At 67.1% G+C, this 14,309-nt stretch carries 16 protein-coding genes; 8 read left to right on the top strand and 8 right to left on the bottom strand.

All coding sequences use genetic code 11. The annotated features are described in order from the left end of the window. Nucleotides 1–40 precede the first annotated feature (40 nt). Entirely contained in the window at nt 41–781 is a 741-nt protein-coding gene (lipB, locus tag AC07WJ_RS18855; protein WP_494936257.1) for a lipoyl(octanoyl) transferase LipB, read from the bottom strand. A 17-nt stretch (nt 782–798) separates the two neighbouring features. Here lipB and AC07WJ_RS18850 point away from each other — a divergent pair, with 17 nt between their 5' ends. Continuing rightward, a complete protein-coding gene (locus AC07WJ_RS18850) occupies nt 799–1,041 on the top strand; it encodes a FliM/FliN family flagellar motor switch protein (protein ID WP_494936151.1) in 243 nt (80 codons plus the stop codon). Between the two features lie 59 nt (nt 1,042–1,100). Here AC07WJ_RS18850 and ruvX read toward each other — a convergent pair whose 3' ends face one another. Further along, complete coding sequence (gene ruvX, locus AC07WJ_RS18845) at nt 1,101–1,589, bottom strand: Holliday junction resolvase RuvX (protein WP_494936150.1); 489 nt, start codon at nt 1,587–1,589, stop codon at nt 1,101–1,103. Nucleotides 1,590–1,699: 110 nt separating this feature from the next. On the opposite strand from ruvX, the gene AC07WJ_RS18840 reads away from it, so the two are divergent. Further along, complete coding sequence (locus AC07WJ_RS18840) at nt 1,700–2,398, top strand: metal-dependent hydrolase (RefSeq protein WP_494936149.1); 699 nt, start codon at nt 1,700–1,702, stop codon at nt 2,396–2,398. Between the two features lie 131 nt (nt 2,399–2,529). Here the strand turns inward: AC07WJ_RS18840 and folE are convergent, their stop codons facing one another. Further along, nucleotides 2,530–3,162 carry a GTP cyclohydrolase I FolE gene (gene folE / locus AC07WJ_RS18835; protein WP_494936148.1) on the bottom strand — a complete coding sequence of 211 codons (633 nt, stop codon included), beginning with the start codon at nt 3,160–3,162 and terminating at the stop codon, nt 2,530–2,532. Between the two features lie 234 nt (nt 3,163–3,396). On the opposite strand from folE, the gene AC07WJ_RS18830 reads away from it, so the two are divergent. Further along, a complete protein-coding gene (locus AC07WJ_RS18830) occupies nt 3,397–3,846 on the top strand; it encodes an iron-sulfur cluster assembly scaffold protein (protein ID WP_494936147.1) in 450 nt (149 codons plus the stop codon). 301 nt (nt 3,847–4,147) lie between these two features. Here the strand turns inward: AC07WJ_RS18830 and AC07WJ_RS18825 are convergent, their stop codons facing one another. After that, the gene (locus AC07WJ_RS18825; RefSeq protein ID WP_494936146.1) at nt 4,148–5,299 is read right to left on the bottom strand and encodes a TIGR03364 family FAD-dependent oxidoreductase; all 1,152 of its coding nucleotides are present in this window, start codon (nt 5,297–5,299) and stop codon (nt 4,148–4,150) included. A 68-nt stretch (nt 5,300–5,367) separates the two neighbouring features. On the opposite strand from AC07WJ_RS18825, the gene yidD reads away from it, so the two are divergent. Further along, complete coding sequence (gene yidD / locus AC07WJ_RS18820; protein ID WP_494936145.1) at nt 5,368–5,739, top strand: membrane protein insertion efficiency factor YidD; 372 nt, start codon at nt 5,368–5,370, stop codon at nt 5,737–5,739. Here the strand turns inward: yidD and AC07WJ_RS18815 are convergent. Continuing rightward, nucleotides 5,727–6,446, bottom strand: coding sequence for a hypothetical protein (locus AC07WJ_RS18815; protein ID WP_494936144.1), 720 nt, complete (start codon nt 6,444–6,446; stop codon nt 5,727–5,729). The genes yidD and AC07WJ_RS18815 overlap by 13 nt on opposite strands. A gap of 200 nt (nt 6,447–6,646) precedes the next feature. Here AC07WJ_RS18815 and thrS point away from each other — a divergent pair, with 200 nt between their 5' ends. Beyond that, nucleotides 6,647–8,614: a threonine--tRNA ligase gene (gene thrS / locus AC07WJ_RS18810; RefSeq protein ID WP_494936143.1), complete on the top strand. Its 1,968-nt coding sequence runs from the start codon at nt 6,647–6,649 to the stop codon at nt 8,612–8,614. Between the two features lie 339 nt (nt 8,615–8,953). Here thrS and AC07WJ_RS18805 read toward each other — a convergent pair whose 3' ends face one another. Then, on the bottom strand, nt 8,954–10,021 hold the full coding sequence (locus AC07WJ_RS18805) for an RgsD C-terminal domain-containing protein (protein ID WP_494936142.1): 1,068 nt from the start codon (nt 10,019–10,021) through the stop codon (nt 8,954–8,956). Nucleotides 10,022–10,234: 213 nt separating this feature from the next. On the opposite strand from AC07WJ_RS18805, the gene AC07WJ_RS18800 reads away from it, so the two are divergent. After that, a complete protein-coding gene (locus AC07WJ_RS18800; protein WP_494936141.1) occupies nt 10,235–10,813 on the top strand; it encodes a nitroreductase family protein in 579 nt (192 codons plus the stop codon). Nucleotides 10,814–10,817: 4 nt separating this feature from the next. Beyond that, entirely contained in the window at nt 10,818–11,450 is a 633-nt protein-coding gene (locus tag AC07WJ_RS18795) for a flavin reductase family protein (protein WP_494936140.1), read from the top strand. A 125-nt stretch (nt 11,451–11,575) separates the two neighbouring features. Here AC07WJ_RS18795 and AC07WJ_RS18790 read toward each other — a convergent pair whose 3' ends face one another. After that, nucleotides 11,576–12,319, bottom strand: coding sequence for an SDR family oxidoreductase (locus AC07WJ_RS18790; RefSeq protein ID WP_494936139.1), 744 nt, complete (start codon nt 12,317–12,319; stop codon nt 11,576–11,578). 100 nt (nt 12,320–12,419) lie between these two features. Between AC07WJ_RS18790 and AC07WJ_RS18785 the strand changes: the two genes are divergently transcribed. Further along, entirely contained in the window at nt 12,420–13,316 is an 897-nt protein-coding gene (locus AC07WJ_RS18785) for an AraC family transcriptional regulator (RefSeq protein WP_494936256.1), read from the top strand. Between the two features lie 125 nt (nt 13,317–13,441). Here the strand turns inward: AC07WJ_RS18785 and AC07WJ_RS18780 are convergent, their stop codons facing one another. After that, complete coding sequence (locus tag AC07WJ_RS18780) at nt 13,442–14,302, bottom strand: HpcH/HpaI aldolase/citrate lyase family protein (RefSeq protein ID WP_494936138.1); 861 nt, start codon at nt 14,300–14,302, stop codon at nt 13,442–13,444. Between the last annotated feature and the right edge of the window lie 7 nt (nt 14,303–14,309).

The raw sequence follows: 14,309 nt of genomic DNA, 5'->3' as shown, positions 1-14,309 counted from the left end.
GACCTCGATCCTCACCCGCCCGCGGGCGAGGGTTCATGCGCTAAACCGCCACCGTCTTCCCGAATCGCTCCTCGAAGCTCTGCCGCAGCACCGTGTCGACCTCTTCCATGGTCACCGGCAGGCCGAGATCGACCAGGCTGGTGATGCCGTAGCGCGGATCCTGGATGCCGCAGGCGACGATGCCGTCGAAATGGCCGAGATCCGGTTCGACATTCAGCGAAATGCCGTGCAGCGTCACCCAGCGCTTCACCCGGATGCCGATCGCGGCGATCTTGTCTTCATGTCCGGGGCCCTTTTCGGGCCGCTTCACCCAGACGCCGACGCGGTCCTCGCGCCGCTCGCCACGGACATTGAAACCGGCGAGCGTCGCGATGATCCAGGATTCCAGCGCGGCCACGAAGACCCGGAGATCGCGCCGGCGCCGGTTCAGGTCGAGCATGACATAGGCGACCCGCTGGCCCGGGCCGTGATAGGTCATCTGGCCGCCGCGGCCAGCCTCGAACACCGGAAAGCGGGCGTCGATCAGGCCGGTGCCGCGGGCACTGGTACCGGCGGTATAGAGCGGCGGATGTTCGATGAGCCAGATGCGCTCGGCGGCCCGGCCTTCGGAAATCGCCTGCACGTGCCGGTCCATCTCGGCCAGCGCGTCCTCGTAGGCGACAGGCGCCGGCGCGATCAACCATTCGACCGGCGCGGAGCCGTCCGCCGGCAGCATCGTTCCGGCCAAATCCTCGCGGGAATTTACCACTCGTTCACCATGATCATGGTCTGTTAACGCCATTCCTGCATGGTGCATTCATGGCGCAAATCGAAACTGTATCCCTCGACATCTCGGTGGTCCTCGGCACGACGAAAATGCCCATCCACCAGATGCTGCGCATGGCGCGTGGCGCCATCATCGAACTCGATGCCACGGAGGACGACGAGGTGCAAATCCTCGCCAACGACATGCCGATCGCCCGTGGCCAGGTGGTGATCAACGGCAATCGCATCGGCGTTCAGATCACCGAGATGCTGCCGCGTCCGGTGGACCTTCGTTAGGGCGAATGGCGAACGGGGAAGACGAGCCTGAGTCGCGGGCGCACCTCCTTCCCCATTCGCTATTCGCTATTCGCTTCTCCGATTTCCCCATAACCCAGCCGGTCCAGCGCCCCCTGCAGGATGAAGGCGGCCGCCATCTTGTCGACCAGCTCGGCGCGCCTTGCCCGTGAGGCATCGGCGGCGAGCAAGGTGCGGGTGACGGCCTGGGTCGACATGCGCTCGTCCCAGAACACGATCGGCAAAGGCGTCTTCGGCACCAGATTGCGCACGAAGGAGCGGGTCGACTGCGCCCGCGGCCCCTCGGTGCCGTCCATGTTCTTCGGCAGGCCGATCAAGAGCGCGCCGACGTCGTGCCTGGCCGCCAGGCCCAGCAGCGCCTCGACATCGGGCGTGAATTTCACCCGCCGGATCGTTTCCAGCGGCGTCGCGATCGTCCAGTTCACGTCGGAGAGCGCCAGCCCGATGGTCTTGGTGCCGAGGTCCAGGCCCATCACCCGCAAGCCCTTGCCGACCAGGGCCCTGATTTGGACCAGTTCCACGATCGCCATGCTGCTGCCCATCCTCGACGATGCGTTGTGACCGTCCCCGCGGCCTCTATACTGCCGAACCGGACCAAGTCCTACCGCTTGGCACGTCCTACCGCATGAGGAGACGCCCGATGAAACTCACCTGGTTCGGCCATTCCGCCTTTCGGCTCGAGTTCGGCACATCGATCGTGCTGATCGATCCTTTCCTGACCGGCAACCCGTCATTCACCGGCAACCGCGCCGAGGCCATTGCCGGCGCCACCCATGTGCTGCTCACCCACGGCCATTCCGACCATGTCGGCGACAGCCTGGCGATTTCGGCCGAGACCGGCGCCAAGGTGGTGACCAATTTCGACCTGTGCATGGTGCTGGCGTCCAAGGGCCTGAAGGCCTTCGACCCGATGAATTGCGGCGGCACCACCGACCAGGGTGACTTCACCGTGTCGCTCACCAACGCGCTGCATTCGTCCTGCGATTTCCACGACGGCATCAGCCAGGCGCTCGGCAATCCCAATGGCCTGGTGATCAAGGTCAAGGGCGGGCCCAACCTCTATGCCATGGGCGATACCGACATGATGCCGGACATGGCGTTGATCGCGGAATATCACAAGCCTTCTCTGGCCCTGGTGCCGATCGGCGACCGCTTCACCATGGGTGGCGATGCCGCCGCCTTCGCCTGCCGCAAGTTCTTCAATTTCGAAACCGTCGTGCCCTGCCACTACGGCACCTTCCCGATGATCGACCAGACCGCCGACAAGTTCGTCGGCGCCATGGGCGGCTCGAAGACCAAGGTGGCGGTGCCGAAGGTCGGGGAAGCGTTGACGCTTTGAAGCGGGCGAAGTGCGAGCAGCGAATGGCGCGTAGGGGATAGGGTCGCGCGAAACGCTCGCCCGCGTCTTCGCGGGAGGCGTTTCACTTCATCCCCATCCCCATTCGCTATTCGCCACTCACCATTTGCTTCTTACCCCTTGAACCCGCGGATCATCGTCATGAACCGGACCTGTTCGGTGGCGTCCGCCTTGAACAGCCCGGTGAATCCGGTGGTGATGGTCGAGACGCCCTGTTTCTGCACGCCGCGCATCGACATGCACATGTGCTCGGCCTCGACCAGCACGGCGAGCCCGCGGGGGCTGAGGCTCTCCTCGATGGCGGCGACGATCTCGGCGGTCATGTTCTCCTGCGTCTGCAGGCGGCGGGCGAAGATATCGACCACCCGGGCGAGCTTGGACAGGCCGACCACGCCGTCGCGCGGGTAATAGGCGATATGCGCCTTGCCCTGGATCGGCACGATATGGTGCTCGCAATGCGAAAAGAACGGGATGTCGCGCACCAGCACGACGTCGCCGTAACCGCCGACCTCCTCGAACACCGTGCCCAGTTCGTCCGCGGCCGACTGGCCATAGCCGCGGAACAGATCCTCCCAGGACTTCGCCATGCGGCGCGGGGTATCGACAAGGCCCTCGCGGTCGGGATCGTCGCCAATCCACTCGATCAGCGTGCGGACCGCGGCTTCGGCCTCCTCCCGCGTCGGACGACGGTGACGCTTCGCCTCGGGACCCTTGTGCACGGGAAGGGTCGTAACGACGGCATCCATGACTCAACTCCGGTAGAGGGACGTTCCCAACGACTTCGTTATTCGGCGGTCCGGGGCAGGCTGTTACTGTCGAGGAGAGAGGATCGAGGGTGGACGAAATGCATGCCCGCTATCGCCGGTGCAACGCCCCGGCTTGGCCCGGGGTTCCATGTCGACACGGGAGGCATATATGATGGAGGCATCTGAACGGCCCATGAACAATTGTTCATGTTGCGGCCGCAGGGAACCGCAACCGTGATCGACGACATCTACAACAAGCGCATCCTCGAACTGGCCGCCGACATCCCGCGGCTCGGCCGTCTCGCGGCGCCCCAGGCGAGCGCCACCGCCCACTCGAAACTATGCGGCTCGACGGTGGTCGTCGATCTCGCCATGGATGGCGACCGGGTCACCGATTTCGCCCATGACGTGAAGGCCTGTGCGCTCGGCCAGGCCTCGTCCTCGATCATGGCGCGCCATGTCGTGGGCTCGACGGCGGAGGAGCTCCGGAGCCTGCGCGAGACGGTCAGGCGCATGCTGAAGGAGAACGGCGCGCCGCCGGCGGGAAAATGGTCCGATATCGCCGTGCTCGAGCCGGTGCGCGACTACAAGGCGCGCCATGCCTCGACGCTGCTGACCTTCGACGCCGTGGTCGACGCCATCGGCAAGATCGAAGCGGCCCGCAGCCCCCAGGCGGCGGAGTAGGCCGGGAAGGGACGCCCGAACCGCGACCCGGCGAAAACCTTGCACTCCGGTTGACCCGTCATCAGAAGCGCCGGTACCACTCCTTTTACCTCTCCCCGGCGGGGAGAGGTCGGCCGAAGGCCGGGAGAGGGGGCAAAACGCGAGACGAGAAGGCTCCGCGCGACGAGCGCAAGGCTTGTTCGGACAATTCTATTCCCCCTCTCCCGGCGCTCGCGCGCCGACCTCTCCCCGCCGGGGAGAGGTGGGGTTGTGCTTCCCGTGCAATGCGATCTGCCGCACAGGGGCCGCTCAGTCCGGTCCCTCACACCGCCACGGCATGCGCCGGTGGCGCCAGCCCATAGAGGTCGGCGATCGTCTCTTCGGCGATGGCGAAGGAGGTCGAGGCGCCCGTGCCGCCGGTCACCATGACCAGCCGCACGTCGGGGCGCGGGGCGTCCATGAACATGACATCAGGGCCGGACGGATAGATGCCGGTCCAGCGCTCGACGATCCGCCGGCCGGGCAAAGCGAGCACCGCGTCGCATTCGCCCATGATCAGGTCGTCGACGGCGGTGGAGGCGAAAGGATCGGGCGTCGCGCCGTAATGATGGCTGTCGCCGACGACGAGCGAACCGTCGGCCGATTGCACGACGATCAGATGGATGCCGTTGGCGAGCATGTCCGGCCGTTCGGCGGCGAGCCGGGCTTTCAGGGCTTCGGCCTCGGCCAGGGCGGCGAAGCCCTCATAACGGGCAAGGCCGAAATCCGACATGACGGCGGCGCCGAATCCGACCGGCTGTTCCGGCCTGACCCGCAGCATGTGCAGCTTGCACTTGGTCGGCCCGCGCGCGGCGATACGCTCGGGGAACAGGGTCAGGAAGTCGTCGTTCGGGCAGACGATGGCGGTTTCCGCCGCGACCGGGCCGGCCGAGGTCTGGATCCGGGGCGGCTCGACGGCGGTGACCGTCGTGCCGCGCTGGAAAACCACGCCATGGGCTTCCGCGAGATGGCGCGCGAGCTTGGGGATCGCCGTCCGGCTCTCGACCCTGAGGGCGCCCTCCGACAGGAGCACCGCCTTCAGGGCCTCCGTGCGCAGGGCCGGAACGCGCTTCGCCGCCTCGGCCGGCGTGGCGATCCGGCAATTCTCGGCCATCTCGGTCGCCATGAAGGCTTCCAGCACCGGCACCGCCTCCGGCCGGCTGGCCGCGATTGCGACGCCGCGATGTTCGACCGCGATGCCGGCCTTGGGTGCGATCTCGGCCCAGACGTCGCGCGATCGCGTGGCCCGGCGCCAGGTCAGTCCGCGTTGCTGGCCGGTGACCGTCACCAGGCCGAAATTGCGGATCGAGGCGCCATTGGCCTGGCTGTCCTTGTCCAGCACGATGACACGTTTGCCGAGACGGGCGGCCGCCAATGCATGGGCGAGGCCGAGAATGCCGGCACCGACAACGGCGAGATCATAAGCTCTGGTCATGCATTATCGATAGAGACAGGGCACGCCGGCTTCAACGCCGGATGGGCGCGCGCATGCTAAAAAGCCGCATGGCACGCTCCGATATCGACCGGCTGTTCGACGACAAGCACCCGCGCCGCTGGCCGCGGCTTGCCGGCCATGCGCTGCTGCGCGGCTATCAGCTGAGCATTTCCATGCTGGTCGGCCGCTGGTGCCGGCACCTGCCGAGCTGCTCTGCCTATATGGACGAGGCGGTGATGCGCCACGGCCTGTGGGCCGGCGGCTGGATGGGGGTGGCCCGGCTTTGCCGCTGCCATCCGCTCGGCACGTCGGGCATCGACAACCCGCCGCTGATCCTGCCTCTCGGCGCGCGCTGGTTCCGGCCCTGGCGTTACGGCCATTGGCGCTGGCGCAAGGGCGGGCCGGCCTGTGACGCGGTGGATGCCGGTCAGAAGCCCTGATCGCGGGTGATGATGCCGTAACCTTCGAGAAGGCCGCGTTCCGGATAGAATAGCTCGTTCTGTTCGCCGTCCATCAGGTCGCCGAGGGCCGGATCGAGCCCCATATCGCCGAAATAGCTGCGCACCCGCTCGAGCGTCGCGGCGATCAGCTTCTGCCGGAGCGCGTCCGGCAACACGCCGCCGGCCGGATGGCGGAAGTCGATCGGGCTGATCGAAATGATCGCGCCGGGCGCCGCCGCCCGCGCCACGCCCGACACCAGGAGGTAGAGGCAGGCGCCATGGCAGGCGCCGTCCAGCGCCAGGGCCGGGCTCGCCCCGGACCGGTCGGTGCGCGCCACGATCGTGTCGAGCCTGGCGCGCCGGACGATCCGGCCGAGCGCCATGGCGACATCGACGATGCCGCCCTCGGAATGGATGACCACGGGCGGCCTGGTCTTGCCGAGCTGCTCCGCCAAGGCCGCGAAGCTGACCACCGTGCCGGGCAGGATCACACCCTCGGCGGCGATCCATTCCGAGCAGCCGGGCCCGCAGACGCCCGGCTCGCCGGTCATGCGGGTGAAGGTCATCGGGATCATCGCTTGCGGGGCCGGGCGGATGGCGGGCGCCTCACCAGCCACGGGCGGCGGCGGCATGGTCTCGCCACGGGCCGCCGGCGCCTGCCAGAGGCACGTCGCGAGACCGACGAACAGGGCGAGGGTTGACCGCATCGGCGCAAGGCTAGCCGTGGCGGGGGCCGCGGGAAAGGCCGATCGCGCGCCTGGCATGTTGCCCTGGCCGCCGGGCTCCGCTATCCCAGCCTCCTCCGTCGACCGTATGCCGCGCCCGTGTACGGCAAGTCCGGCTGACGGATTCAACCCTTTGTCCAACCCCTTACCTGCTCCGTCGGCAGGAGTGAGAGGAGAATTCCATGCCCGTGCTGACCTTTCCCGATGGCGCCAAACGGTCCTACGATGCCGGAGCGACCGGCCTCGACGTCGCCAAAGCCATTGCCCCGTCGCTCGCCAAGCGATCCATCGCCGTCAAGCTCGACGGCGTCGTCGCCGACCTCGGCGATCCCATCCTCAAGGACGCCGCGATCGAGTTCGTCTCGCGCGAGAGCGCCGAGGCGCTCGAGCTGATCCGCCACGACGCCGCCCATGTCATGGCGGAGGCCGTCCAGAAGCTGTGGCCCGGCACCCAGGTGACCATTGGTCCGGTGATCGAGAACGGCTTCTATTACGACTTCTTCCGCAACGAGCCGTTCACGCCCGAGGATTTCGGCGCGATCGAAGCCGAGATGCGCAAGATCATCGCCGCCAACAAGCCGTTCACCAAGCGTGTGGTGTCGCGCGACGAGGCGGTGCAGATCTTCAAGGACAAGGGCGAGACCTTCAAGGTCGAGCTGGTCGGGGCGATCCCCGCCGACCAGGAGATCAAGCTCTACGACCAGGGCGGCTGGTTCGACCTCTGCCGCGGCCCGCACATGGCCTCGACCGGCCAGATCGGCAATTCCTTCAAGCTGATGAAGGTGGCCGGCGCCTATTGGCGCGGCGACGCCAAGAACCCGATGCTGACCCGCATCTACGCCACCGCCTGGCGTACCGACGAGGAACTGAAGGCCTATACCCATATGCTCGAAGAGGCCGAGAAGCGGGACCACCGCAAGCTCGGCCGCGAAATGGACCTGTTCCATTTCCAGGAGGAGGGGCCGGGCGTCGTGTTCTGGCACGCCAAGGGCTGGACCATGTTCCAGAACCTGGTCGCCTATATGCGCCGCCGCCTCAATGAGATGGACTACCAGGAGGTCAACGCGCCGCAGCTGCTCGACAAGTCGCTGTGGGAGACCTCCGGCCACTGGGAATGGTATCGCGAGAACATGTTCGCGGCCCAGTCCGCCGGCGACGAGGCCGAGGACAAGCGCTGGTTCGCGATCAAGCCGATGAACTGTCCGGGCCACGTCCAGATCTTCAAGCATGGCTTGAAGAGTTACCGCGATCTACCGATGAAACTTGCGGAATTTGGTGCGGTACATCGCTACGAGCCGTCCGGCGCCCTGCATGGCCTGATGCGCGTGCGCGGCTTCACCCAGGACGATGCCCACGTCTTCTGCACCGACGAGCAGATGGCGGCGGAATGTATCCGCATCAACGAGCTGATCCTGACCACCTATGCCGATTTCGGCTTCGACGAGATCGTGGTGAAGCTGTCGACCCGGCCGGAACGGCGGGTTGGCACCGACGCCATGTGGGATCGCGCCGAGGCTGTCATGGGCGAGGTGCTGAAGACCATTGCCGAACGCTCCGGCAACCGCATCAAGACCTCGATCAACCCGGGCGAGGGCGCGTTCTACGGGCCGAAATTCGAATATGTGCTGCGTGACGCCATTGGCCGCGACTGGCAATGCGGCACCACCCAGGTCGATTTCAACCTGCCGGAGCGGTTCGGCGCCTTCTATATCGGCGCCGACGGCGAGAAGACCACGCCGGTGATGATCCATCGGGCCATTTGCGGCTCGATGGAGCGTTTCATCGGCATTCTCATCGAGAACTTCGCCGGCCACTTCCCGTTCTGGTTCGCCCCGAAACAGGTGGTGATCTGCCCGATCACCTCGGAAGCCGACGATTACGGCCTGGAAGTGCTCGCCGCCTGCCGCAAGGCAGGTCTCAGGGCCGATGCCGACCTGCGCAACGAGAAGATCTCCTACAAGGTGCGCGAGCACTCGCTCGGCAAGGTGCCGGTCATCCTGGCGGTCGGCAAGAAGGAGGCGGCCGAACGCACCGTTTCAGTGCGCCGGCTCGGCTCGCAGGCCCAGGAGACGGTCAGCCTCGAACAGATCGTCGCAACCTTGACCGACGAAGCGACCCCGCCGGATATCCGGCGGGCCCGGGCTGCGTGATCGTGGAATGAGCAGGGGCCTTGGTGAAAACCGGGGCCCTTGTTGTTTGGGGGAGCCGAGCCTTGCATCAGGGACAGCCGTCCCTCGAGGCTTGCACGAGAACCACAACCTTGACCTCTCCCCGGCGGGGAGAGGTCGGCCTTGAGCGTAGCGAAAGGTCGGGAGAGGGGGCGCGGCGCTCATCGAACACGCATCATGCGAAGCAGGTAACGCCTTGTTCGGAAAGCTCTACTCCCCCTCTCCCGGTGCTGACGCGCCGACCTCTCCCCGCCGGGGAGAGGCAAAGGTGGTGGCTCCGGCGCCTTCCTCGAAGGACGGCCATCCCCGTCGCAGTGAGTCCTACCGCGCGACGACCTGAAGCTGCAGGTCCTTGCCGGCTTCGACCTGGAATTTCCGGTTGAACACGCGGCCCTCGTGGCGGGCGATGGCGAGATATTCGCCTTCCTGCAGCACCATGGAGGGGAAGGCGCCGATCGATTCCTTGATCACGTCGCCGCCCGGCGTCAGCACGGTCCAGGCGGCATTGCCGATCGGCTCGCCGCCTTCGCGGCCCTGCACCAGCCGCAGGCTGACATTGGCGGCGCGGTGGTGAATGGTCGCGTCCGTCACCTGGCCGGCGCGAATGCGGATATCGGCGCGGATGGTGGCGTTGGCGTCGCCATAGACGGAGACGATGTGATAGGTGCCCTCGGTCAGCGCGATCAGGTCGCCGGCCGGCGCCTGGCGCATGACGAGGCGCGGCTCGCCGCCGTCGAACAGGCCGCCGGCGAAGATGTCGAAGGCCAGCCGGGCATTGGGAATCTCGCGCTCGCCGACCTTGCCGACCAGTTTCAGCGCGCCGGCATTCAGCACGATGGTCTGGCGGAACGGCCCGGTGCCGATCTCGACCCGCTGCGCCTGCGCCACCGTGCCGAAGGAAATATGCACGATATAGGAGCCGGGCCTGAGCCCGAAGGTCGGTGCCGCGTCGCGCGATTCGGTGATCAGCGCGAAGGCGCCGTTGGCCTCGGGCTGATCGGCGAAGACACGCCAGTGCAGGCCGCCGCGGACATATTGGCCGTTGGCCTTGTAGCGGGCGTCGAAATTCACCGGTGTCCGGTCGGTGAATTGCGGCACGATATTGGGCTGCGGCGGCGCGCCCGGCAATTGCAGCGCCGGATTGGTGCCGGCCTGCGGCGCGAACGGCAGGGCGCCGTCCGGCAAGGTGAAGAAGGGCGTGGCGGCGCCGCCCGGGATATGCCGGCGCCGGCGCTGCGGCTCGCTGGCCAGAGGCGCGAGATCGGTCTGCAGCGGTGCCGCGCCTGGGGCCCCCGGCGACGGCTGCGCCATGGCCATGCCCGCCGGCGCCGTGACGGCGATGGCCGCGGCGAGGCAGGACGAACTGAGGCGCTGGGCGATCGAGGGCATCGGCTGCGGTTTCGGGAGGTTGAGGGGACCGGCGAACCATTCACCGGCGATTATGGCCTTTTTGCTGCGCATCCGCCGCGCAGGCAAGGGAAAGCTCGCCGGCCTGGCCGGACAAGCCAAGGGACAAGGCTGATAAACCCCCAAATCGCGCGAAAGGACTTGGCGCGGCCACGGATCCAACCTAGTTGAGCCAGGACCGTGAGGACAGCCATCATGCCGGTATCACCAGACCTGATCGACCACTTGAAGACCCGCCGCTCCGTGCCGTTTCCGCTGATGGCCGAGCCCGGACCGGATGCCGCGACGCTGAACGCCATGCTCGCCATCGCCGCCCGGGTTCCCGATCACGGCAAGCTCGCGCCCTGGCGCTTCATCGTCATCGACCGTGCCGCAGGCGCCCGGCTCGGCGCCTGGCTGGTCGAACTCGCCAAGGCCGACGATCCCGCAGCCGACGGCAAGAAGCTGGAGGCGGATGCCGCCCGCTTCAGCCGCGCGCCGGTCTGCGTCGCCATCGTCTCGCGCGCCGGTCCGCATGTGAAGATCCCGGAATGGGAGCAGCTTCTGTCGGCGGGCGCGGTCGGCCTGAACCTGCTCCATGCCGCGGCGGCCCATGGCTTCGGCGGCAATTGGGTCACCGAATGGCCGGCCTATGACCGGCGCGTGCTCGACCGGCTGGGCCTGGCGGCGTCCGAAAAGATCGTTGGTTTCGTCCATATCGGCACCCCGACCGGCAAGGCCGAGGACCGGGTGCGGCCCGACATGGCCAGCATCACCACGCATTTCGAAGGCTGATCTCATGCATTACAACGTCACCGCCGCCGATCACGGCCTGCCTTACGACCCGTTCAAGGCCGTCGTCGCACCGCGTCCGATCGGCTGGATCACCGCGCTCGACAAGGACGGCCGGGTCAATTGCTCGCCTTATTCGTTCTTCAACGCCATTTCCGACAAGCCGCACATGGTCGCCTTCGGCGGCGGCGGCATGAAGGATGCGCGCGCCTTCATCGAGGAAACCGGTGAATTCACCTGCTCGCTGTCGACCTTCGACCTGCGCGAGGAAATGAACCGCACCTCGGCACCGCTGCCGCGCGGCGAGGACGAGATGGCTTTCGCCGGCCTCGAAGCCGCTCCCTCGCAATTCGTCAAGCCGCCTCGGGTCAAGGCCTCGCCGGCCGCGCTCGAATGCAAATATCTTCAGACCGTGCCGCTGACCTCGCTGGAGGGCGTCACCAACTATTTCCTGATCATCGGGCAGGTGGTCGGCATCTATATCGACGACGCCTTCATTCGTGACGGCATCGTCGACACCGGCGCCATGCGGCCGATCATGCGCGCCGGCTACGACCAATATTTCCAGGTCGGCCCCGACCAGATGTTCAAGATGACCCGCCCGCCCGGCGGCGGCAATTTCAACGAACGCAAGCGCTGAGGCGGGCAGGGCCGGGCGCAAGCCACGCGTCCGGCATCACCGCCCCATTCGTCTTGGCCGGGCTTGTCCCGGCCATCCACGCATGGCCTTGGTTGCGCAGGTGAGCCGCCGGGCGCCGGCAATCCTCAATGTGCCTGAGCCAGGGCCACGGCGTCGGCTCCCGCCGGAAAACGCAGCTGGCCCGACATGTCGTTGGCGGCCCGCCACACCGCTTCCGCGACATCGGTTTCCGTGGTCACCAAAGCCGGCTTGGCGAAGGCGGCGAAGATCGGCTGGGCGAAGGAGGCATAAGCCTCCGGGATCAGGTCTTCGATGTTCACGTCGGTATTCTGCGCGAAGCGCGTGGTCGGGGCGTAGCCGGGCTCGACCAGCTTGGCCCGGACGTCGAAAGCCCCGAGCTCATGGGCGAGCGACCCGGTGAACCCCTCGATCGCCATCTTGCTGGCGGTATAGGCGGCCGCCAGCGGCATCGGCGCCAGCGTCACGCTGGAGGTCACATTGACCACCACGCCGGATCTGCGGGCGCGGAACTGCGGGATCACCGCCTGGGTCATCGCCATCACGCCGAAGGTGTTGGTCTCGAACACCTTTCGGATATGCGCCATCGGCGTCGCCTCGAAAGCGCCGACGACACCGATGCCGGCATTGTTGACCAGCACGTCGATCGGCCCGCTGGCCGCGAGGGCCGCCGCGATGCTCTCGGGCCTGGTGACATCGAGCGGCAGCAGGCGAAGGCGCTCGGACCGGGGCAGGAGGTCGTCGCGAAGCGTTCGCATGGTGGCGATCACGGTCCATCCCTGCGAATGGAAATGACGGGCGGTTTCCAGGCCGTAGCCGGAGGAGCAGCCGGTGATCAGAGCGGTCTTCATGGGAGGGGCTTTCGTTGGCGGGTTGACGCCCTTGAAATACCCCGCACAATCCGGACTATCATCGATCATCCGTCCAGTATTAATTGGTGATAGTCCGAAAATGACCGACCCGCTCACCCAGGTCATCGACCTCTTGCGGCCGCGCGCCGTGTTCTCGAAAGGCATCAGCGGCGCCGGCCCCTGGGCGGTGCGCTATTCCGAATTCGGGCAGCCGGGCTTCTGCGCGGTCATCGAAGGCGGGTGCCGCCTGGCCGTCGACGGCGAGGATCCGATCGATCTCGAGGAGGGCGACTTCGTTCTGCTGCCGGCGACGCCCGCCTTCACCATGTCCGGCTTCCAGCCAGCGCCCCCGAAACATATCGATCCGAAGGCCGCACCGGCGCCAACCGACGAGGTCCGTCATGGTCGGCCCGACGGCCCTCCGGACGTCCGGCTGTTCGGTGGCTATTTCGCTTTCGATTCGCCCGACGCGGCGCTGCTGGTATCGCTCTTGCCGGCCATGGTTCACATCCGCGGCATCCCGCGGCTGTCCGTGCTGGTGCGCCTCGTCGGCGAGGAGGCGAGCCGGCAGAGCGTCGGCCGCGATCTCGTGCTGGCGCGTCTCGTCGAGGTCCTGCTGATCGAATCGCTGCGGGCCATTCGAGGCAAGGACGCGCCGGCCGGGCTGCTGCGCGGGCTGGCCGACGCGCGCGTCGCCGTGGCGCTGCGGCAGATGCACGACGATCCCGAGCGTTCCTGGACCGTGGCGGACCTTGCCGGACGGGCAGGGATGTCCCGATCGGCCTTTTTCGACAGGTTTACCCGTCTGGTCGGGCTCCGGCCCATGGAATATCTGCTCGCCTGGCGCATGGCGGTTGCGAAGGACCTGCTCCGCAACAGGACGATCGCCCTCGACGAGGTGGCGCGGCGGGTCGGTTATGGCTCGGCAAGCACGTTCAGCACGGCGTTCAGCCGGCATGTCGGGCAGCCGCCAGGCCAATATTCCCGCGCCGTCTGATCACGGGAGGCGATTGCCCACCACCATCTTGGCCGGGCTCGTCCCGGCCATCCACTTATACCCCTGATCCGCCAAGACGCGGTGAGAATCCGGCAGGCCGTACGCGCGGAACGGCCGCCAGCCCCTCAGCCCTTGCTCCGCGCGATCAGCCGCTCGGCCCGCGTCAGATGCGGTCGGTCGAACATCTCGCCACCGATATTGACCACACCGGCATCCGGCTGGGCCGCGAAGGCGTCGATGATAGCCTGGGCCTCGGCGATCGCCTGGGCCGTCGGGGTGAACACCGCGTTGATGACGGGCACCTGCGCCGGATGGATCGCCATCTTGGCCGTGAAGCCGTCGCGCCGCGCTTCCTCGCATTCCAGCCGCAGGCCCTCGCTGTCGCGGAACGCCGGAAACACCGTGTCGATCGGCTGGGCGCCGGCCGCCACCGCGCCGAACAGGCAAAGCGAGCGGGCGAGGCGGAACGGCTCGGTGTGCCGGCCGTCCACGGCCCGGTTGGTCTCCGCACCGATGTCGGCGGAGAGGTCCTCGGCGCCCCAGGTGAGGCCGGTCAGCCGCGCACTGGCATCCTGATAGCTGCCGAGGTTGAACACCGCCTTGGCCGTCTCGGTCGCCACCACGACGATCTTGATCATGCCTTCCTCGATGCCGTGGATGGCCTCGAGCGCGGTCAGCTTGGCGTCCAGATGCGTGGCGTCGGCACCGCGCTCGGCCTTCGGCAGCATGACCGCGTCAGGCCGCGCACCGACCACCGCCTCCAGGTCGGCATCGGTCAGCCCGGTATCGAGCGCATTGACCCGCACCATCAGCAGCGGCCGGTCCTTGGTTCCGGCATGGGCGGAGAGGAAGGCGCGGGCGGTGGCGCGCGCCAGCGGCTTGTTGGCGGCGGCGACCGAATCCTCGAGATCCAGGATCAGCGCGTCGGCGCCGCTTTCCAGGCCCTTGCCGAGCTTCTTCTCCGAATCGGCGGGCACGAACAGCATGGAGCGC

It is taken from the genome of Phreatobacter sp. GW821-FHT04C01, from assembly GCF_059420385.1.
The sequence above is the reverse complement of the archived record's forward strand: the minus strand, read 5'-3'. Positions and strand labels throughout refer to the sequence as shown.

Bases quoted from the DNA above. Each gene is read 5' to 3' on its own strand.
- thrS (WP_494936143.1), top strand. From the start codon at position 6,647: ATGCCCGTGCTGACCTTTCCCGATGGCGCCAAACGGTCCTACGATGCC.
- ruvX (WP_494936150.1), bottom strand. From the start codon at position 1,589: ATGGCGATCGTGGAACTGGTCCAAATCAGGGCCCTGGTCGGCAAGGGC.
- AC07WJ_RS18795 (WP_494936140.1), top strand. From the start codon at position 10,818: ATGCATTACAACGTCACCGCCGCCGATCACGGCCTGCCTTACGACCCG.
- AC07WJ_RS18805 (WP_494936142.1), bottom strand. From the start codon at position 10,021: ATGCCCTCGATCGCCCAGCGCCTCAGTTCGTCCTGCCTCGCCGCGGCC.
- AC07WJ_RS18785 (WP_494936256.1), top strand. From the start codon at position 12,420: ATGACCGACCCGCTCACCCAGGTCATCGACCTCTTGCGGCCGCGCGCC.
- AC07WJ_RS18840 (WP_494936149.1), top strand. From the start codon at position 1,700: ATGAAACTCACCTGGTTCGGCCATTCCGCCTTTCGGCTCGAGTTCGGC.
- AC07WJ_RS18780 (WP_494936138.1), bottom strand. From the start codon at position 14,302: ATGCTGTTCGTGCCCGCCGATTCGGAGAAGAAGCTCGGCAAGGGCCTG.
- AC07WJ_RS18790 (WP_494936139.1), bottom strand. From the start codon at position 12,319: ATGAAGACCGCTCTGATCACCGGCTGCTCCTCCGGCTACGGCCTGGAA.
- AC07WJ_RS18815 (WP_494936144.1), bottom strand. From the start codon at position 6,446: ATGCGGTCAACCCTCGCCCTGTTCGTCGGTCTCGCGACGTGCCTCTGG.
- lipB (WP_494936257.1), bottom strand. From the start codon at position 781: ATGGCGTTAACAGACCATGATCATGGTGAACGAGTGGTAAATTCCCGC.
- AC07WJ_RS18850 (WP_494936151.1), top strand. From the start codon at position 799: ATGGCGCAAATCGAAACTGTATCCCTCGACATCTCGGTGGTCCTCGGC.
- folE (WP_494936148.1), bottom strand. From the start codon at position 3,162: ATGGATGCCGTCGTTACGACCCTTCCCGTGCACAAGGGTCCCGAGGCG.
- AC07WJ_RS18825 (WP_494936146.1), bottom strand. From the start codon at position 5,299: ATGACCAGAGCTTATGATCTCGCCGTTGTCGGTGCCGGCATTCTCGGC.
- yidD (WP_494936145.1), top strand. From the start codon at position 5,368: ATGGCACGCTCCGATATCGACCGGCTGTTCGACGACAAGCACCCGCGC.
- AC07WJ_RS18800 (WP_494936141.1), top strand. From the start codon at position 10,235: ATGCCGGTATCACCAGACCTGATCGACCACTTGAAGACCCGCCGCTCC.